This is a genomic window from Streptomyces sp. NPDC090442, assembly GCF_044769405.1.
Lineage (GTDB): Bacteria > Actinomycetota > Actinomycetes > Streptomycetales > Streptomycetaceae > Streptomyces.
In genome coordinates, this window is record NZ_JBIVXW010000016.1 from 19,232 (window position 1) to 35,669 (window position 16,438).

At 72.8% G+C, this 16,438-nt stretch carries 11 protein-coding genes; 9 read left to right on the forward strand and 2 right to left on the reverse strand.

Features of this window, described 5'->3' with window-relative positions; genetic code table 11:
• Positions 1 to 49 precede the first annotated feature (49 nt).
• Together ACIQU6_RS13835 and ACIQU6_RS13840 are read left to right on the forward strand one after the other, a co-directional pair.
• Positions 50 to 2,560: a SpoIIE family protein phosphatase gene (locus tag ACIQU6_RS13835; RefSeq protein WP_403481822.1), complete on the forward strand. Its 2,511-nt coding sequence runs from the start codon at positions 50 to 52 to the stop codon at positions 2,558 to 2,560.
• A gap of 239 nt (positions 2,561 to 2,799) precedes the next feature.
• On the forward strand, positions 2,800 to 4,263 hold the full coding sequence (locus ACIQU6_RS13840) for a catalase (protein WP_403481823.1): 1,464 nt from the start codon (positions 2,800 to 2,802) through the stop codon (positions 4,261 to 4,263).
• A gap of 73 nt (positions 4,264 to 4,336) precedes the next feature.
• On the opposite strand, the gene ACIQU6_RS13845 is transcribed toward ACIQU6_RS13840, so the two are convergent.
• Complete coding sequence (locus tag ACIQU6_RS13845; RefSeq protein ID WP_403481824.1) at positions 4,337 to 6,646, reverse strand: transglycosylase domain-containing protein; 2,310 nt, start codon at positions 6,644 to 6,646, stop codon at positions 4,337 to 4,339.
• Between the two features lie 274 nt (positions 6,647 to 6,920).
• Between ACIQU6_RS13845 and ACIQU6_RS13850 the strand changes: the two genes are divergently transcribed.
• The 7 genes from ACIQU6_RS13850 (at position 6,921) to ACIQU6_RS13880 (ending at position 15,146) form a co-directional block, all read left to right on the forward strand.
• Entirely contained in the window at positions 6,921 to 7,871 is a 951-nt protein-coding gene (locus ACIQU6_RS13850; protein ID WP_403481825.1) for an SPFH domain-containing protein, read from the forward strand.
• The gene (locus tag ACIQU6_RS13855; RefSeq protein WP_403481826.1) at positions 7,868 to 8,158 is read left to right on the forward strand and encodes a hypothetical protein; all 291 of its coding nucleotides are present in this window, start codon (positions 7,868 to 7,870) and stop codon (positions 8,156 to 8,158) included. The genes ACIQU6_RS13850 and ACIQU6_RS13855 overlap by 4 nt, the downstream gene beginning before the upstream one ends.
• A gap of 169 nt (positions 8,159 to 8,327) precedes the next feature.
• On the forward strand, positions 8,328 to 9,014 hold the full coding sequence (locus ACIQU6_RS13860; protein WP_403481827.1) for an ABC transporter ATP-binding protein: 687 nt from the start codon (positions 8,328 to 8,330) through the stop codon (positions 9,012 to 9,014).
• Positions 9,011 to 11,383, forward strand: a complete 2,373-nt coding sequence (locus ACIQU6_RS13865) for an FtsX-like permease family protein (RefSeq protein ID WP_403481828.1) — start codon at positions 9,011 to 9,013, stop codon at positions 11,381 to 11,383. The genes ACIQU6_RS13860 and ACIQU6_RS13865 overlap by 4 nt, the downstream gene beginning before the upstream one ends.
• A 144-nt stretch (positions 11,384 to 11,527) precedes the next feature.
• Positions 11,528 to 12,049 carry a PadR family transcriptional regulator gene (locus ACIQU6_RS13870; protein WP_403481829.1) on the forward strand — a complete coding sequence of 174 codons (522 nt, stop codon included), beginning with the start codon at positions 11,528 to 11,530 and terminating at the stop codon, positions 12,047 to 12,049.
• Positions 12,046 to 12,732, forward strand: coding sequence for an ABC transporter ATP-binding protein (locus ACIQU6_RS13875; RefSeq protein ID WP_403481830.1), 687 nt, complete (start codon positions 12,046 to 12,048; stop codon positions 12,730 to 12,732). The genes ACIQU6_RS13870 and ACIQU6_RS13875 overlap by 4 nt, the downstream gene beginning before the upstream one ends.
• Positions 12,729 to 15,146, forward strand: coding sequence for an FtsX-like permease family protein (locus ACIQU6_RS13880; RefSeq protein WP_403481831.1), 2,418 nt, complete (start codon positions 12,729 to 12,731; stop codon positions 15,144 to 15,146). Before ACIQU6_RS13875 ends, ACIQU6_RS13880 begins: the two co-directional genes overlap by 4 nt.
• 224 nt (positions 15,147 to 15,370) lie before the next feature.
• Here ACIQU6_RS13880 and ACIQU6_RS13885 read toward each other — a convergent pair whose 3' ends face one another.
• Positions 15,371 to 16,330, reverse strand: a complete 960-nt coding sequence (locus ACIQU6_RS13885; protein WP_403481832.1) for a LysR substrate-binding domain-containing protein — start codon at positions 16,328 to 16,330, stop codon at positions 15,371 to 15,373.
• Between the last annotated feature and the right edge of the window lie 108 nt (positions 16,331 to 16,438).

Consider the following 16,438-nt stretch of genomic DNA (forward strand, 5'->3'; position numbering starts at 1 on the left):
ACCGGACGCGGCGCGGCGGCGCCAGCCCCGGACGGATGGAACCCCACGCGTGACGGAGCACCCCACCTCCCATGAAACGCGGCAGTCGGCCCCGACCGCCGCGTCCTCGGCGTCCCCTCCCGCGGGGACGGCCGGGACGGCGCCGCTCGGCGGCGTACCCGACCCGCGCAGCGCCCTCCAGCAGCCCGTCGGTGCCGGCCACGAGCCGGGGCCGGGTACGGGGTTCGCGGTGTGCGGTGGCGACGACACCGGCTTCGAGGCCGGCGCGGCCGGCCGGCGCGCCGCCACGGCCTCCGCGGGTCCGCCGGCCGGGCAGGGGGACGCCGAACCGACCGCGGACCACGGCCCGGCCGGCGACGGCGGGCGGGCGTACGGTGCGGCCCGCGAGTCCCGCGACAGTTCCTACGGCGCACGCGCCGGGTCGTACGGGGGCTCGTACGACACGTACGGGGAGGTGGCCATGTCCGCTGAGGGACGACCGGGCGGTGTGCCGGACGGGGAGCGCGCGGCGGTCCGGGCGGGCCGGCCGGTGACGCACGGCGCGTTGGGTCGCGCCGGGGCGCCCGAGCCGGACGAGGAGCCGGGGCACGCACAACCGCGGCCCGGCGGCGAGGGCGTGGGGCGGCCGCGGGAGGGCGGCGCGGCGTCCCGGGCACACCACGGCGGTGAGTCGGCGGCGGGCGGGCCGCCGCCGGGCCAGCCCCCGGGCGTACGGGGCGGCGGGCCCGGTGGCGCACAACTCCCGCCCCAGGCAGGGCCGCCGCAGCCGCCCGCGGTGCCGCCGGCCCGCTCGGCGCACCCCGGCGAGGGCGGCGAGGGCCGGGAGTCGGCCGCGGCCCGGCAGGCCAGCGGCGACCGACTGCGGTTCATCGGGGCGGCGACCCGGCGGATCGCCCGCGGGATAGACCTGGACGAGATCGTGCTGGGGCTGTGCCGGGCGACGGTGCCGACGTTCGCCGACGCGATCCTGGTGTACCTGCGCGATCCGCTGCCGGTGGGCGACGAGCGGCCGACCGGCCCGGTGGTGCTGCGGCTGCGCCGTACCGACCGGATCCCGGAGGAGCCGGACACCGGCGGGCTGCGGCTGCCGGTGCTGCCGGCGCAGCCGGATCTGGGGCCGGCGATGGGCGGCAGCGCCGCGGAGCTGTCCGAGGTGCGGGCGGGCGGGCCGCTGGCGGAGGTGCTGCGCGGGGTCCGGCCGCTGTTCGGCGAGGCGCAGGCGGCGCGGACCGCGCTGCCGGAGCTGCTGGGCCCGGAAACCCGCCTGCCGGGCGGCCACCGGGTGATCCTGGCTCCGCTGCGCGGACGCCGGCGGGTGATCGGCGCGGCGGTCTTCCTGCGCCGCCCGGACCGGCCGGCGTTCGATCCGGACGACCTGCTGGTGGCGGCCCAGTTGGCGACGCACACCGCGCTGGGCGTGGACAAGGCGGTGCTCTACGGCCGCGAGGCGTACATCGCCGATGCGCTCCAGCGCACCATGCTGCCGGACTCGCTGCCGCAGCCCACCGGTGTGCGGCTGGCCAGCCGTTATCTGCCGGCCGCCGAGACCGCCCGGGTGGGCGGCGACTGGTACGACGCGATCCCGCTGCCGGGCAGCCGGGTGGCGCTGGTCGTCGGCGACGTGATGGGTCACTCGATGACCTCGGCCGCGATCATGGGGCAGCTCCGGACCACCGCGCAGACCCTGGCCGGCCTGGACCTGCCGCCGCAGGAGGTGCTGCACCACCTCGACGAGCAGGCCCAGCGGCTGGGTTCGGACCGGATGGCGACCTGCCTGTACGCGGTCTACGACCCGGTGGCGCACCGGATCATCGTCGCCAACGCCGGGCATCCGCCGCCGGTGATGCTGCACCGCGGCGGGCGCGCGGAGGTGCTGCGGGTGCCGCCGGGCGCGCCGATCGGCGTCGGCGGGGTGGACTTCGAGGCGGTGGAGCTGGACGCCCCGGCGGGCGCGACGCTGGTGCTCTACACCGACGGCCTGGTGGAGTCCCGCATCCGGGACGTGTGGACCGGCATCGAGCAGCTCCGCGAGCGGCTGGCCGAGACGGCCCGGCTGACCGGGCCCAATCCCCCGCCGCTGGAGCCGCTGTGCGACGAGGTGCTGGACATGCTCGGGCCGGGCGACCGCGATGACGACATCGCGCTGCTGGCCGCCCGCTTCGACGGGATCGCGCCCAGCGACGTCGCGTACTGGTACCTCGACCCGAAGGCGCAGACGGCCGGGCAGGCACGCCGGTTGGCCCGCCGGGCGCTGACCCGTTGGGGCCTGGACGAGCTGTCGGACCAGTTGGAGCTGCTGGTCAGCGAGGTGGTGACCAATGCGGTGCGGTACGCGGAGCGGCCGGTGACGCTGCGGCTGCTGCGGACCGACGTGCTGCGCTGCGAGGTCGGCGACGACGTGCCGCAGTTGCCGCGGCTGCGGCAGGCCCGGCCGTCCGACGAGGGCGGCCGGGGGCTGTACCTGGTCAACCGGATGGCACGGCGCTGGGGCGCGACCCGGCTGAGCATGGGGAAGGTGGTCTGGTTCGAGCTGTCGATGCCGCCGGGGACGCGCCACTGAGGCCGCCCCCCGCGCCGTCGCACGTACGGGGACCCGCGTCCGGACCGGGCGGGGTCCCCGTAGGCGTGTCCGGGACTCGACCGGACGCCGGGGACCCCTTGCCGAGGTGCCGCCGGCGGCGTTGACTGCTTGGGTGGGGGACAAAAGGGACCGAACGGGACCAGCCGCCCTCGGAAGGGACTGACGGCCCCGGGCCCACCCACCCCACCGCCAGTCATCGAACGGGAGGCATTCCTCCAATGAGTAGCAGCGCGCAGAACGTCCCGCCCACCACGAACAACGTCGGCATCCCGGTGGAGAGCGACGAGCACTCCCTGACCGTGAGCCCGGACGGTCCGATCCTGCTCCAGGACCACTATCTGATCGAGAAGATGGCCCAGTTCAACCGCGAGCGGGTCCCCGAGCGGGTGGTGCACGCCAAGGGCAGCGGCGCCTACGGCTTCTTCAAGGTCACCAACGACGTCAGCCAGTTCACCAAGGCGGACCTCTTCCAGCCCGGCAAGGAAACCGAGATGCTGGCCCGCTTCTCGACCGTCGCCGGCGAGCAGGGCTCCCCCGACACCTGGCGCGACCCCCGCGGCTTCGCCCTCAAGTTCTATACGGAGCAGGGCAATTACGACCTGGTGGGCAACAACACCCCGGTGTTCTTCGTACGGGACACGATCAAGTTCCAGGACTTCATCCGCTCGCAGAAGCGCCGCCCGGACAACGGGCTGCGCGACAACGACATGCAGTGGGACTTCTGGACGCTCTCGCCGGAGTCGGCCCACCAGGTCACCTGGCTGATGGGCGACCGCGGCATCCCCAAGACCTACCGACACATGAACGGGTACGGCTCGCACACCTACATGTGGGTCAACGCCGGCGGCGAGAAGTTCTGGATCAAGTACCACTTCAAGACCGACCAGGGCATCGACTTCCTCACCCAGGCCGACGCCGACCGGCTGGCCGGCGAGGACGGCGACTACCACCGCCGGGACCTGCACGACGCCATCGAGAGCGGCAACGCCCCGTCGTGGACGCTGTACGTCCAGGTCATGCCGTTCGACGACGCCCCGGACTACCGCTTCAACCCGTTCGACCTGACCAAGGTGTGGCCGCACGGCGACTACCCGCTGATCGAGGTCGGCCGGATGACGCTCAACCGGAACCCGGAGGACTACTTCATCCACATCGAGCAGGCCGCGTTCGAGCCGTCCAACATGGTGCCGGGCATCGGCCCGTCCCCGGACAAGATGCTGCTCGGCCGGCTGTTCTCGTACCCGGACACCCACCGGTACCGGATCGGCCCGAACTACGCGCAGTTGCCGCCCAACCGCCCGCACGTGCCGGCCCATTCGTACGCCAAGGACGGCCCGATGCGGTTCGACCCGTCGCGGGCGGCCCGGCCGTACGCGCCGAACTCCTACGGCGGCCCGGCGGCCGACACCCGGCGCTACGGGGAGCCGGCGGGCTGGGAGTCCAGCGGTGCGATGGTGCGCGAGGCGTACACGCTGCGCCGGGACGACGACGACTTCGGGCAGCCCGGCACGTTGGTGCGCGAGGTGTTGGACGACGCGGCCCGCGAACGGCTGGTCAACAACATCGCCGGGCACCTGCTGGGCGGGGTGAGCCGGCCGGTGCTGGACCGGGCGCTCCAGTACTGGCGGAACGTCGACAAGAACCTCGGCGACCGGGTCGCCAAGAAGGTCAACGGCGGCTGATCCGCGCACGAACAGCGCCGCGGCCCGCACCCCTTGGGGGTGCGGGCCGCGATGCTGACGGGGACCGGGCGGGTCAGTTGCCGAGGTCCGGCAGACCGTTGCCGCCGGTACTGGTGGTGCCGCCCGGGTTGCCGTTGTTGCCGCCCGTACCGGTGTTGCCACCGGTGCCGGTGTTACCGCCCGGGTTGCCGCCGGTGCCGCCGTTCGGCGGGCCGGAGCCGCTGTCGGTCGGGGTGGGCCGGCCGCTCGGGCGGCCGGTGCCGGCGGTGTCCGACGGGGAGCCGCCCGGGGTCGGGGTGGACGTCGGCGAGTGGGTCGGCGTCGGGGTCGTGGTCGGGGTGGACGTCGCGGAGTGGGTCGGCGTCGGGGGCACGGGCGGCGGCACCGCGGCGCCCATGTTGGTCTCCAGGTCGAAGTCGCCGCCGCCGCTGTCGCCGATCGCGGACTGGGTGTAGTCCGCCCACACCCGCGCCGGGTAGCCGCCGCCGTTGACCCGGCCGCCGCCTCCGGTGCCCTTCAGGGTGACCTGCTTGCCGCCGCTGGGCGACTCACCGAACATGCCGACCGCGGTGACCAGCTTGGGCGTGTAGCCCACGAACCAGGCCGACTTGTTGTCGTCGGAGGTGCCGGTCTTGCCCGCCGCCTTGTAGGAGGCGTTCTTCACCGCGCTCGACGCGGTGCCGTCGTCGACCACGCCGGTCAGGACGGAGGTGACGGTGTCGGCGGTCTTGCGCGAGAGGACCTCGTCGCCGATCGGGTCCTTGAGCGGGACCTCCTTGTCGACGCCGTTCTGGGTGTGCACCGCCTTGACGACCATGGTCGGGGTGACCTTGGTGCCGTGGTTGTCGAGGGTGGCGTAGGCGCCCGCCATCTGGAGCGGGCTGGCGCCCATGGTGCCCAGGGCCATGGCGGGCTGCACCTCGGACTTGGGGACGTTCAGGCCGAGTTGGACCGCGGTCTGCTTGACCTGGTCCAGGCCGACGTCGGCGCCCATCTGCGCGAAGACGGCGTTGACGGAGTTGTTGGTCGCCGTCTGGACGCTGATCTTGCCGTAGGGCTGCTCGTCCTCGTTCGGCGGGGCGAACGGCTTGGTCCCGCCGACGACCGGGCGGCGGTTGGCGCCGTCGTAGATCGTGTTCGGGGTGATCGGGACGCCGTTCTGGGTCTGCGCGCCGTTCTGCAGCGCCGAGGCCAGGACCAGCGGCTTGAAGGTGGAGGCCGCCTGGTAGTCGGAGCGGGTCGCGTTGTTGGTGTAGTGCTTCGGGTAACCCGCGCCGCCGTACATCGCCACGACGTGGCCGGTCTTGGGGTCCACCGAGGCCGCGCCGAGCTGGGCGTCGCGGTCCACCGAGCGCTGGTCGGGCTTCAGGTCGTCGAGGAGCCTCCGCTTGACCGACGCCTCAAGGTCCTTCTGCCGGTCCTTCTCGATGCCGAGGGTGACGGTCCAGCCGCCGGCCTCGAACTCGCCCGGGTCGACGCCCTGGGCGAAGAGCTCCTTCTTGGCCGCGTCGACGATGTAGCTGGCCTGGCCAGTCAGGCCGGGCAGCGGCTTGGGCGGCTTGGGCACGTCGAACTTCTGCTGGGCGCGCTCCTCCGGGCTGAGCCACTTCATCTCGACCATGTTGTTGAGCGTGTACGCCCAACGCTCCTGGACGCGCTGCTTGCCGGCGTCGGAGGCGATGGCCCAGTCGTACTGGTTGGGCGCCTGCAGCAGCGAGGCCAGGTAGGCGCCCTGCGAGACGGTGAGCTTGTCGGAGTCCACGCCGTAGTACGCCTGGGCGGCGGCCTGGATGCCGTAGGCGCCGCGGCCGTAGTAGCTGGTGTTGATGTAGCCGGCGAGGATGTCGTCCTTGGAGAACTTCTGGTCCACCTTGAGGGATATGACGATCTCCTGGAGCTTGCGGGAGATCGTCTGCTCTTGGCTCAGGTAGTAGTTCTTGACGTACTGCTGGGTGATCGTCGAACCACCCTGCTTGCCCTTGCCGCTCAGGGTGTTGATGACGCCGCGCAGGGTGCCCTTCAGGTCGACGCCGGAGTCCTGGTAGAAGGTCTTGTTCTCGGCGGCGACGAAGGTGTGCTGGACGGGCTTGGGGATCTTGCTGAGCGGGACGGTCTCGCGGTTGATCTGGCCGGCCCGCGCCATGACCGAGCCGTCCGCGTACTTGAAGACGTTGCTCTGGAGCTGGGCGGTCTTGTTGCCGGCGGGGACGCCCACGTAGAGGTACAGCCCGATGAAGCCCAGAATGCCCAGCAGGCACACGCCCAGGAAGGCGCCGAGGATCTTCTTCCAGGTGAAGAGCCGGCGTATGCCGGACTTCTTCTCGTTCTTTCCGGCCCGGCGGGCACTGCTCTGCGCCGCCCGCCTCGCGTCAGCTCGGCCCATCGCTCGTGCAACTCCAGTCGTTCCGCCCCCGGCATAACTCAGCGGTTGAAGCTAACACCGCATCTGACAACAAATACTCATCGATCAAGGCTTTTCCCTACGTGACAAAGAGCACGGGAATCGAGCGCAACCGTCCGGGAAGTAGCCGCGGCCCCCTGGACCGCAGCAGGCCAGCAGGTTAAAGTGCTATCACTTTGCTAGAGCAGCGTAAGCACGCACTGCGGTGCACATCACGCACCGCGGCGCGCGCCGTCGAAAGAGAAACGGGGACCACATGACCGCTACGACACCCGCTCCGCACGGTGCCGGGGACGCCCCGGAGATGCCCGAGCCGCAGGTCCGCGAGCGGGCCGCGCACAGCATCCCGGGCGGACTGGCCCTGCTGCTGACCGTCCTGGGCGTCGCCCTCGGCATCGTCGTGATCACCGTCGGCGGGATCCTGGGCAACAAGGGCAACGGCGCGGCCGCCGCCCCGCTGGTGATCGTCGGGATCCTGCTGACTGTTGGCTCGTTCTTCTGCATGACCGGCGTGAAGATGGTGGCGCCGGGCGAGGCCCGGGTGATCCAGCTCTTCGGCCGGTACGTCGGCACCATCCGCACCGACGGCCTGCGGTGGGTCAACCCGCTCACCTCGGCCCGCAAGATCTCCACCCGGGTCCGCAACCACGAGACCTCGGTCCTCAAGGTCAACGACGCGTACGGCAACCCGATCGAGCTGGCCGCGATCGTCGTCTGGAAGGTCGAGGACACCGCCCAGGCGCTCTTCGAGGTCGACGACTTCCTGGAGTTCGTCGCCACCCAGACCGAGGCCGCGGTCCGGCACATCGCCATCGAGTACCCCTACGACGCCCACGACGAGGGCGGCCTCTCGCTGCGCGGCAACGCCGAGGAGATCACCGAGAAGCTGGCCGTGGAGCTGACCGCCCGCGTCCAGGCCGCCGGCGTGCAGATCATCGAGACCCGCTTCAGCCACCTCGCCTACGCACCGGAGATCGCCTCCGCGATGCTCCAGCGGCAGCAGGCCGGCGCGGTCGTCGCGGCCCGCCAGCAGATCGTCGAGGGCGCGGTGGGCATGGTCGAGTCGGCCCTGGAGCGCATCAACGAGCAGGGCATCGTCGAACTGGACGAGGAGCGCAAGGCCGCCATGGTCAGCAATCTGATGGTGGTGCTGTGCGGCGACCGCGCCGCCCAGCCGGTGCTGAACACGGGCTCGCTGTACCAGTGAGCACGGACGCCACCGAGGGGCCCGACGCCGAGCGCGAACGGCCCCCCGCCCGCCGGCCGCAGCAGCGCAAGCAGGTGCTGCTGCGGCTGGATCCGCTGATCCACGACGCCCTCACCCGCTGGGCCGACGACGAACTCCGCAGCGCCAACGCCCAGATCGAGTTCCTGCTCCGCAAGGCCCTGGGCGACGCCGGCCGCCTCCCCCGCGGCACCGGCGGCCTCCCCCGCCGCGGCCGCCCACCCAAGCGCCGAGAGCCGGAGGAGGAGCGGGACGGGGGCGGCGCGTGACGGCGAACGGCACCGCGCGGCGCCACACGGTTCCGGGAGGGGCTCAACACCGCGTCTATACATAGCGCGTATACACCTCATGTAGAGTGCGAGGCATGCCCGTGGGCCGGCGCTGCCCTGAACGCGTCGGTCCTCGTCATGCCCTGTTCGCACTTCCGGAGGCCCACGTATGACCCCGGCCGGTTCCCTGCTCGAAGCCCGTGCGCTGCACAAGGCGTACGGGCCGACGCCCGCGCTCGACGGCGCGGACTTCTCCATCCACTCCGGCGAGGTCGTCGCCGTCATGGGCCCCTCCGGGTCCGGGAAGTCGACCCTGCTGCACTGCCTCGCCGGGATCATCCGTCCCGACTCCGGGTCGGTGCGCTACGGCTCGCACACCCTGACCGACCTCAGCGACGGCCGGCGCAGCGCCCTGCGCCGCACCGACTTCGGCTTCGTCTTCCAATTCGGCCAACTCGTACCGGAGTTGACCTGCCTGGAGAACGTCGCCCTGCCGCTCCGCCTCAACGGCACCAAGCGCAAGGAGGCCGAACGCCAGGCCCACCACTGGTTGGAGCGCCTGGAGGTGGAAGGCGTCGCGGGCAAGCGGCCCGGGGAGGTCTCCGGCGGGCAGGGCCAGCGGGTCGCGGTGGCCCGCGCGCTCGCCGGTCGGCCGCGGGTGGTCTTCGCCGACGAGCCCACCGGCGCACTGGACTCCCTCAACGGCGAGCGGGTCATGGGCCTGTTGACCGATGCCGCGCGGGAGAGCAACGCGGCCGTGGTGCTGGTCACCCACGAGGCCCGGGTCGCCGCGTACGCCGACCGCGAGGTCGTGGTGCGGGACGGCATCGCGCGGGAGATGGCGGGCGCGGCATGAGCACCCACACGGCGAACGCCGGGGGCGGGCCGCGCACCTGGGCCCGGGACCTCGTCATGGGCATGCGCTTCGCGGTCGGCGGCGGGCGCGAGGGCTGGATCCGCACCCTGCTGACCGCGGTCGGCGTGGGGCTGGGTGTGACGCTGCTGCTCACCGCGGCGTCCATCCCGACCATCGCCGCCGAGCGGAGCGAGCGCCGGGAGGCCCAGGCCCCGGCCGACGCCGAACGGACCATGCGGCCGGGCGCGTCCACGCTGCTCGTCGGCGACGTGCACACGACGTACCGGACCCGGGCCGTCAAGGGCGAACTCCTGCGCCCGGACGGCCCGAAGGCGCCCGCCCCGCCGGGGGTGGCCGCCCTGCCCGAGCCCGGCGAGATGGTGGTCTCCCCCGCGCTGCGCGCGCTGCTGCGCTCGCCGGAGGGCGCACTGCTGCGCGAGCGGCTGCCGTACAAGGACGTCGGCCTGATCGCGCAGAGCGGCCTGGTCGGCCCCGCCGACCTCACCTTCTACGCCGGCAGCGACACCCTGACCGAGGTCAACGGCGGCCACCGGGTCCCCGGCTTCGGCACCCGTTCCACCAGCGACCCGCTGGACCCCAAGCTGCTGGCGCTGATCATCGTGGCGTTCGTGGTGCTGCTGATGCCGGTGGCGATCTTCATCGGCACCGCGGTCCGGTTCGGCGGGGAGCAGCGCGACCGCCGGCTGGCCGCCCTGCGGCTGATCGGCGCGGACGCCCGGATGACCCGGCGAACCGCGGCCGGTGAGGCGCTCTTCGGGGCGCTCTGCGGCCTGTTGGTGGGGGCCGGACTGTTCCTGGGCGCCCGGCAACTGGCCTCCGGGATCACCGTCTGGGACGTCTCCGCCTTCCCCTCCGACCTGACCCCGGCCCCGTGGCTGACCGCGCTGATCGCGCTCGCGGTGCCGCTGGCCGCCGTCCTCGTCACGCTGCTGTCGCTGCGCCGGGTGACCATCGAGCCGCTGGGCGTCGTCCGCAGCGGCGCGGCCCGCCGGCGCCGGGTGTGGTGGCGGCTGCCGTTCCTGCTGGCCGGCGTGGCGCTGCTGATCGCCAACGGCAGGCTCAACGGCCCCGGCAGCGGCGTCAATCCGTACCTCGTCGCCGGCGGCGCCGCGGTGTTCCTGCTCGGGGTGACGCTGATGCTGCCCTGGGCCGTGGACGCGGTGGTGGGTCGCCTGCGGCGCGGGACGGTGCCCTGGCAGCTCGCGGTGCGGCGGCTCCAGCTCAGCTCCGGCGCGGCCGCCCGCTCGGTGAGCGGGATCACCGTCGCGGTCGCCGGCGCGATCGCGCTCCAACTGCTCTTCTCCGCCGTGCAGGGCGACTTCATGAAGATCACCGGCCAGGACCCGACGCGGGCGCAGTTGGAGGCGTCGCTGCCCGCGCACGACATCGGCACCATCCGCACGGCGCAGAAGCTGTTCAAGGAGACCGAGGGCGTCCGCGGCGTCGTCGCCACCATCAACACCAACGCGTCCCGGCCCGGCCCGCAGCGCAAGGGCGAGCCGTTCGTCCCGATCACCCAGCTCGTCTACGGCGACTGCGCCAGCCTGGGCGAGATGGCCCGCCTGGGCTCCTGCGAGGACGGCGACGTCTTCGTCGTCCGGGACCACACCGGCCAGGTCGACACCGACTACCTCACCCAGACCGCCCGGCCCGGCGCCACGGTGGACCTCGTCGTGCACAACGAGCAGGGGCCGCCGGTCGCGCCCCGACTGTGGACCGTCCCGAAGACGGCCCGCACGGTCGACTCCCGCACGGACGCGATGGGCCGGTCCTCCTTCGGCCTCTTCGTCACCCCCGGCGCCCTGGACGCCAAGCTGCTGGAGGACCCGCGGGGCTTCGTCCAACTCAAGATCGACCCGACCGTCCCGGACGCCGTCGAACACGTCCGGAACACCGCGGCCCGGATCAACCCGGTGATGGCCCTCCACGAGCTGCAGAACGTCGAGCGCGACTCGCACTTCACCAGCGTGCGCACCTGGCTGCTGGTCGCCTCCACCGCGACCCTGGTGCTGATCGCCGCCAGCATGCTGGTGACGATGCTGGAGCAGTTGCGCGAGCGCCGGCGGCTGCTGTCCGTCCTGGTCGCCTTCGGCACCCGGCGGGCCACCCTGGCCTGGTCGGTGCTGTGGCAGACCGCGGTCCCGGTGCTCCTGGGGCTGGCCCTGGCGCTGGCCGGCGGCTGCGGGCTGGGCCTGTCGCTGCTGCGGATGGCCGGGAAGACCACGTTCGACTGGTCGGTGCTCTGGGCGCCGGTCGCCACCGGGGCGGCGCTGGTCCTGCTGGTGACGGCGCTCAGCCTGCCGCCGCTGTGGCGGATGATGCGGCCCGACGGGCTGCGCACGGAGTGAGCGCCCCCGGTGCGGGGCGGCCGCCGGCGACGATCCGGCCGGCCGCCCCGCACCGCCGTCCACCGGCCCTCGCCCCGTCCCTCCCCGCCGAGGTATACCTCGTGCGTATACACCAGCGATACACCCCCGAGTAAGGTGGTCCGCATGTCAATCGGTCATACGCTGCTGGGCCTTCTGGAGTCCGGCCCCCGCCATGGCTACGACCTCAAGCGGGCCTTCGACGAGCACTTCGGGCAGGACCGCCCGCTGCACTACGGGCAGGTCTACTCGACCATGTCCCGGCTGCTCAAGCACGGTCTGGTCGAGGTCGACGGCGTGGAGGCCGGGGCCGGCCCGGAGCGCAAGCGGTACGCCATCACCGACGCCGGGATCACCGACGTCGCCCAGTGGTTGGCCCGACCGGAGAAGCCCGAGCCGTACCTCCAGTCGACCCTCTACACCAAGGTCGTGCTGGCCCTGCTGACCGAGCGGGACGCGGCCGAACTGCTCGACACCCAGCGCACCGAGCACCTGCGGCTGATGCGCGGCCTGACCGAGCGCAAGCGCTCCGGCGACCTCGCCGACCAACTGATCTGCGACCACGCGCTGTTCCACCTGGAGGCGGACCTGCGCTGGCTGGAGCTGACCGCCGCCCGACTGGACAAGCTGGCCGAGGCGGTCAGATGACGCCCGAGGGATCCCTGCTCGCCGCGGAGGGCCTCAGCAAGGCGTACGGGCCGACGCCCGCGCTCGACGGCGTGGACTTCTCCGTCCACCCCGGCGAGGTCGTCGCCGTCATGGGCCCCTCCGGCTCCGGCAAGTCGACCCTGCTGCACTGCCTCGCCGGCATCGTCCGCCCGGACTCCGGCACCGTCCGCTACGGCCCGCACACCCTCACCGACCTCGGCGACGCCCAGCGCAGCGCCCTGCGCCGCACCGACTTCGGCTTCGTCTTCCAATTCGGCCAACTCGTACCGGAGTTGACCTGCCTGGAGAACGTCGCCCTGCCGCTCCGCCTCAACGGCACCAAGCGCAAGGAGGCCGAACGCCAGGCCCGCCACTGGCTGGAACGCCTGGAGGTCGAGGGCGTGGACCGGCAGCGGCCCGGCGAGATCTCCGGCGGCCAGGGCCAGCGGGTCGCGGTCGCCCGCGCGCTCGCCACCACCCCCCGCGTGCTCTTCGCCGACGAGCCCACCGGCGCCCTGGACTCCCTCAACGGCGAGCGCGTCATGGGTCTGCTCACCGACGCCGCCCGGGACACCAACGCGGCCGTGGTGCTGGTCACCCACGAGGCCCGGGTCGCCGCCTACTCCGACCGGGAGATCGTCGTCCGCGACGGCCGGGTGAAGGACCTGGCGGGCCCCGTATGACCCTGCTCCACCCGCGGACCGGCACCGACGGCACGCGGATCGCTGGCGTGCCCACCACCACCCGCTCCGGCCCGCTCACCTGGGCCCGCGATCTCGCCATGGGCATGCGCTTCGCGGTCGGCGGCGGCCGGGAGGGCTGGATCCGCACCGCCCTGACCGCCGCCGGGGTCGCGCTCGGCGTGGCGGTACTGCTGTGCAGCGCCTCCGCACCGACCCTGATGAACGCCTGGCACGGCCGGGAGAAGGCCCGCGAGAACCTCGGCCAGGCGCACTCACCGGCGCGCAGCGACCGCACCGTCCTCTACAGCTCGGCGGACACCACCTTCCACGGCACCGCGATCCGCGGCCGGCTGGTCCGCCCGGACGGCGCGCACCCACCGGTGCTGCCCGGCATGGACCGCCTCCCCGGACCGGGCCGGATGCTGGTCTCCCCGGCCCTGAAGGAGATGCTGGCCGACCCCGGCAACGCGCTGCTGGCCGAACGCCTGAGCACCTACCGCATCGCCGGCGTGATCGGCGACGAGGGCCTCAAGGGCCCGCGGGAACTGACCTTCGTCGCGGGCAGCGACACCCTCCGCGAACCCGACGGCTACCGCATCGACCACTTCGGCAAGAACTGGGAGTCACAGCCGCTGACGGCGCCCGGCCTGGTCCTGGTGATCATGACCTGCGTGGCGTTGCTGACCCCGGTGATGGTCTTCCTCGGCACCTCCGTCCGCTTCGGCAACGAACGCCGGGAGCGCCGGCTGGCCGCCCTCCGCCTGGTCGGCGCCGACGTCCGCACCACCCGCCGGATCGCCTCCGGCGAGGCGCTGCTCGGCTCGCTGCTGGGGCTGGTGGGCGGCACCGCGCTGTTCCTCGCCGGCCGCCAACTCGCCCCGGCCATCACCCTGTGGGACATCAACGTCTTCCCCGCGGACGTCACCCCCGCGCCGCTGGCCGCCGGGCTGATCGCCGTCGCCGTGCCGACCTGCGCGGTGCTGATCACCCTCGTCGCCCAGCGCGGCGTCACCGTCGAACCGCTGGGCATCGTCCGCCACCGCCCGCCGGTCCGCCGCCGGCTGTGGTGGCGGGTCGCGCTGCCGCTCGTCGGCGCGGGGCTGCTGGTCCCGATGGCCGTCCAACCGGGCCCGGTCGACGATCCGTTGGACACCGCCCAGTTGGCCGTCGGCGCGACGCTGCTGCTGTTCGGCGTCACGGCGCTGCTGCCGTGGCTGGTCGACCGGGTCGTCGGCCTGCTGCGCGGCGGCCCGGTGCCCTGGCAGTTGGCCGTCCGCCGCCTCCAGCTCAGCAGCGGCCCGGCGACCCGCGCGGTCAGCGGTATCACCGTGGCGCTGGCCGGAGCCATCGCCATCCACATGCTGATGACCGGCATGCAGGGCGGGTTCGCCGCCGCCTACGCCAAGTCCGGGCGGCTGCCGCAGATCAGCTTCTGGGGCAGCGCCCAGAACTGGCCTCAGACCGAACGGGCGCTCGCGGCGCTGCGCGCCACCCCCGGGGTCACCGCCGCCCGCGGCGTCATCGACATCAACGCCGGCCGGATGCCCACTCCGGGCCACGACCCCAGCCGCGACCTCCCCGCCAACATCGCCGTCGGCAACTGCGCCGAGCTGCGCAAGCTGGCCGCGCTGCCGTCCTGCCGGGACGGCGACGTCTTCCTCACCGACGCCAACGCGCGCGCCTCCCTCAAGGAGAGCGGCCCCGCCCCCGGCACCACCCTCGACCTCAACCAGCGGCGCAGTGACGACGATCAGCGCCATACCCCCAGCCCCTGGACGGTCCCGACGGACGCCCGTGCCGCCAAGCTCCTCCCGGTCAACGACGGCCGCCCCATCTTCTACGACCTCCTGCTGACCCCCTCGGCCCTCTCCCCGGCCCAGTTCGTCAAACCGAACATGCAGATCGTCGTCCGCTTCGACCGCACCGTCCCCGACGTGATCGAGCACATCCGCAACGCCGGGGTCCGGATCAACCCGACGATGTACGAGGGCTCCTCCTTCGACAACCCGCACGACCGGCAGTACGACGGCATCCGCAACGCGCTCTTCATCGGCGCCGTGGTCACCCTGTTCCTGATCGGCGCGGGCCTGATCATCTCCACCGTCGAGCAGCTCTACGAGCGCCGCCGGCTGCTCTCCACCCTCGACGCGTACGGCACCCGCCGCGCCACCCTCGGCTGGTCCGTGCTGTGGCAGACCGCCCTCCCGGTCGCCCTCGGCCTGGGCCTGGCGCTCGCCTGCGGCCTGTCCCTGGGCTCGCTGCTGCTCAGCATCATCGGCTCCGGGGTGGTCGTCGACTGGCCGGTGGTCGCCGGCATGGTCGGCATCGGCGGCGCCGTCATCCTCTTCGTCACCGCGCTGAGCCTGCCGCCCCTGTGGCGCATGATGCGGCCGGAGGGGTTGCGGACGGAGTGACTGTCGCCCATCGAATGAACTTGCCCGTACGGGACGGAACCGGCCGCCTCTGCCTACGATGACGGCCCTCGACACCAGCCACTAGGAGTCCTGCAAAACCCCCTCGCCAACGAACACGGCCAACACCGCCGCTACGCCCCGGGCGAGCAAGCCACTCTCCCCGGCGACGCCGACGTCACACTCGACGTCACAGCGGTCCTCGAAGCCGCCCACCCGTAAGGGCGTCAAGCGCTCACAACCCGCACCGGCAACCCCCGCATGGCCCCCCGCAACGCCCCTGCGAACTCCTCGAATTCGGGCTGTCGGGCCGAGCCGCTGCGCATCGCCAGGGCGATCCGCCGGGCGGGCGCCGGATCCGCGAAGTAGCCCGTCGTCAGCAGGTCGTTGCGGGCGGTCTCGACCCGAAGTGCCGTACGCGGCAGGAGCGTTACGCCCAGCCCGCCGGCCACCAACTGCACCAGCGTGGAGAGCCCGGCCGCGCTCGTCGTCACCGGCGCGTTCTCGTCCCGGCCCGCCTCCCGGCAGACGTCCAGCGCCTGATCGCGCAGGCAGTGCCCCTCGTCCAGCAGCAGCAGATCGAGCTCCTTCAGCGCCGCGCGCGGGATGTCGCCGCGGCCGCCGAGCCAGTGGTCCTGGGGCGCGACCAGCACGAAGTCCTCGTCGAACAAGGGGATTTCGGTGACCTGGGGAGCGCCGAGCGGCACCGCGAGCAGCAGCAGATCGAGCCGGCCGTGCGCCAGGCCGTCCAAGAGCGAGGCGGTCTGCTCCTCGTGGACCTGGAGGTCGAGGTCGGGATAGGTGTCGTGGACCAGCCGCAGGACGGTGGGGAGCAGATACGGGGCGACGGTGGGGATGACGCCGAGCCGGAGCACGCCGGTGAAGGGCGCGCGGGCCGCCTCCGCCTCCTCCAGCAGCGCACCGACCGCGTCCAGCACCGTACGGGCGCGCGCCGCCACCCGCTCCCCCGCCGGCGAGAGCAGCACCTTGCGGGTCGTACGCTCCAGGAGCTGCACGCCCAGGGTCTCCTCCAGCGCGGCGACGGCGCCGGAGAGCGCGGGCTGGCTCATGCCGATCTCAGCCGCCGCCTCCCGGAAGTGGAGGTGCTCGGCGACCGCGACGAAGGCCCTCAGCTGGGCCAGGCTGGGCTGACGGGTCCGTCCGCCGGGGCTCGCAGGAGAAGCCACTGATAACCACCTCCGATCAACATTCACAAGTCTAACTATTTCCCTGATCAATGCCTCCTATGGCACTGTGGATCCCGTCCAAGCCTCAAGGAAAGACCAGAAAGACCC

Excerpts from the sequence above, each read along its gene's own strand:
- ACIQU6_RS13845 (WP_403481824.1), bottom strand. The coding sequence starts at position 6,646 with ATGGGCCGAGCTGACGCGAGGCGGGCGGCGCAGAGCAGTGCCCGCCGG.
- ACIQU6_RS13860 (WP_403481827.1), top strand. The coding sequence starts at position 8,328 with ATGACCCCGGCCGGTTCCCTGCTCGAAGCCCGTGCGCTGCACAAGGCG.
- ACIQU6_RS13840 (WP_403481823.1), top strand. The coding sequence starts at position 2,800 with ATGAGTAGCAGCGCGCAGAACGTCCCGCCCACCACGAACAACGTCGGC.
- ACIQU6_RS13880 (WP_403481831.1), top strand. The coding sequence starts at position 12,729 with ATGACCCTGCTCCACCCGCGGACCGGCACCGACGGCACGCGGATCGCT.
- ACIQU6_RS13850 (WP_403481825.1), top strand. The coding sequence starts at position 6,921 with ATGACCGCTACGACACCCGCTCCGCACGGTGCCGGGGACGCCCCGGAG.
- ACIQU6_RS13865 (WP_403481828.1), top strand. The coding sequence starts at position 9,011 with ATGAGCACCCACACGGCGAACGCCGGGGGCGGGCCGCGCACCTGGGCC.
- ACIQU6_RS13870 (WP_403481829.1), top strand. The coding sequence starts at position 11,528 with ATGTCAATCGGTCATACGCTGCTGGGCCTTCTGGAGTCCGGCCCCCGC.
- ACIQU6_RS13875 (WP_403481830.1), top strand. The coding sequence starts at position 12,046 with ATGACGCCCGAGGGATCCCTGCTCGCCGCGGAGGGCCTCAGCAAGGCG.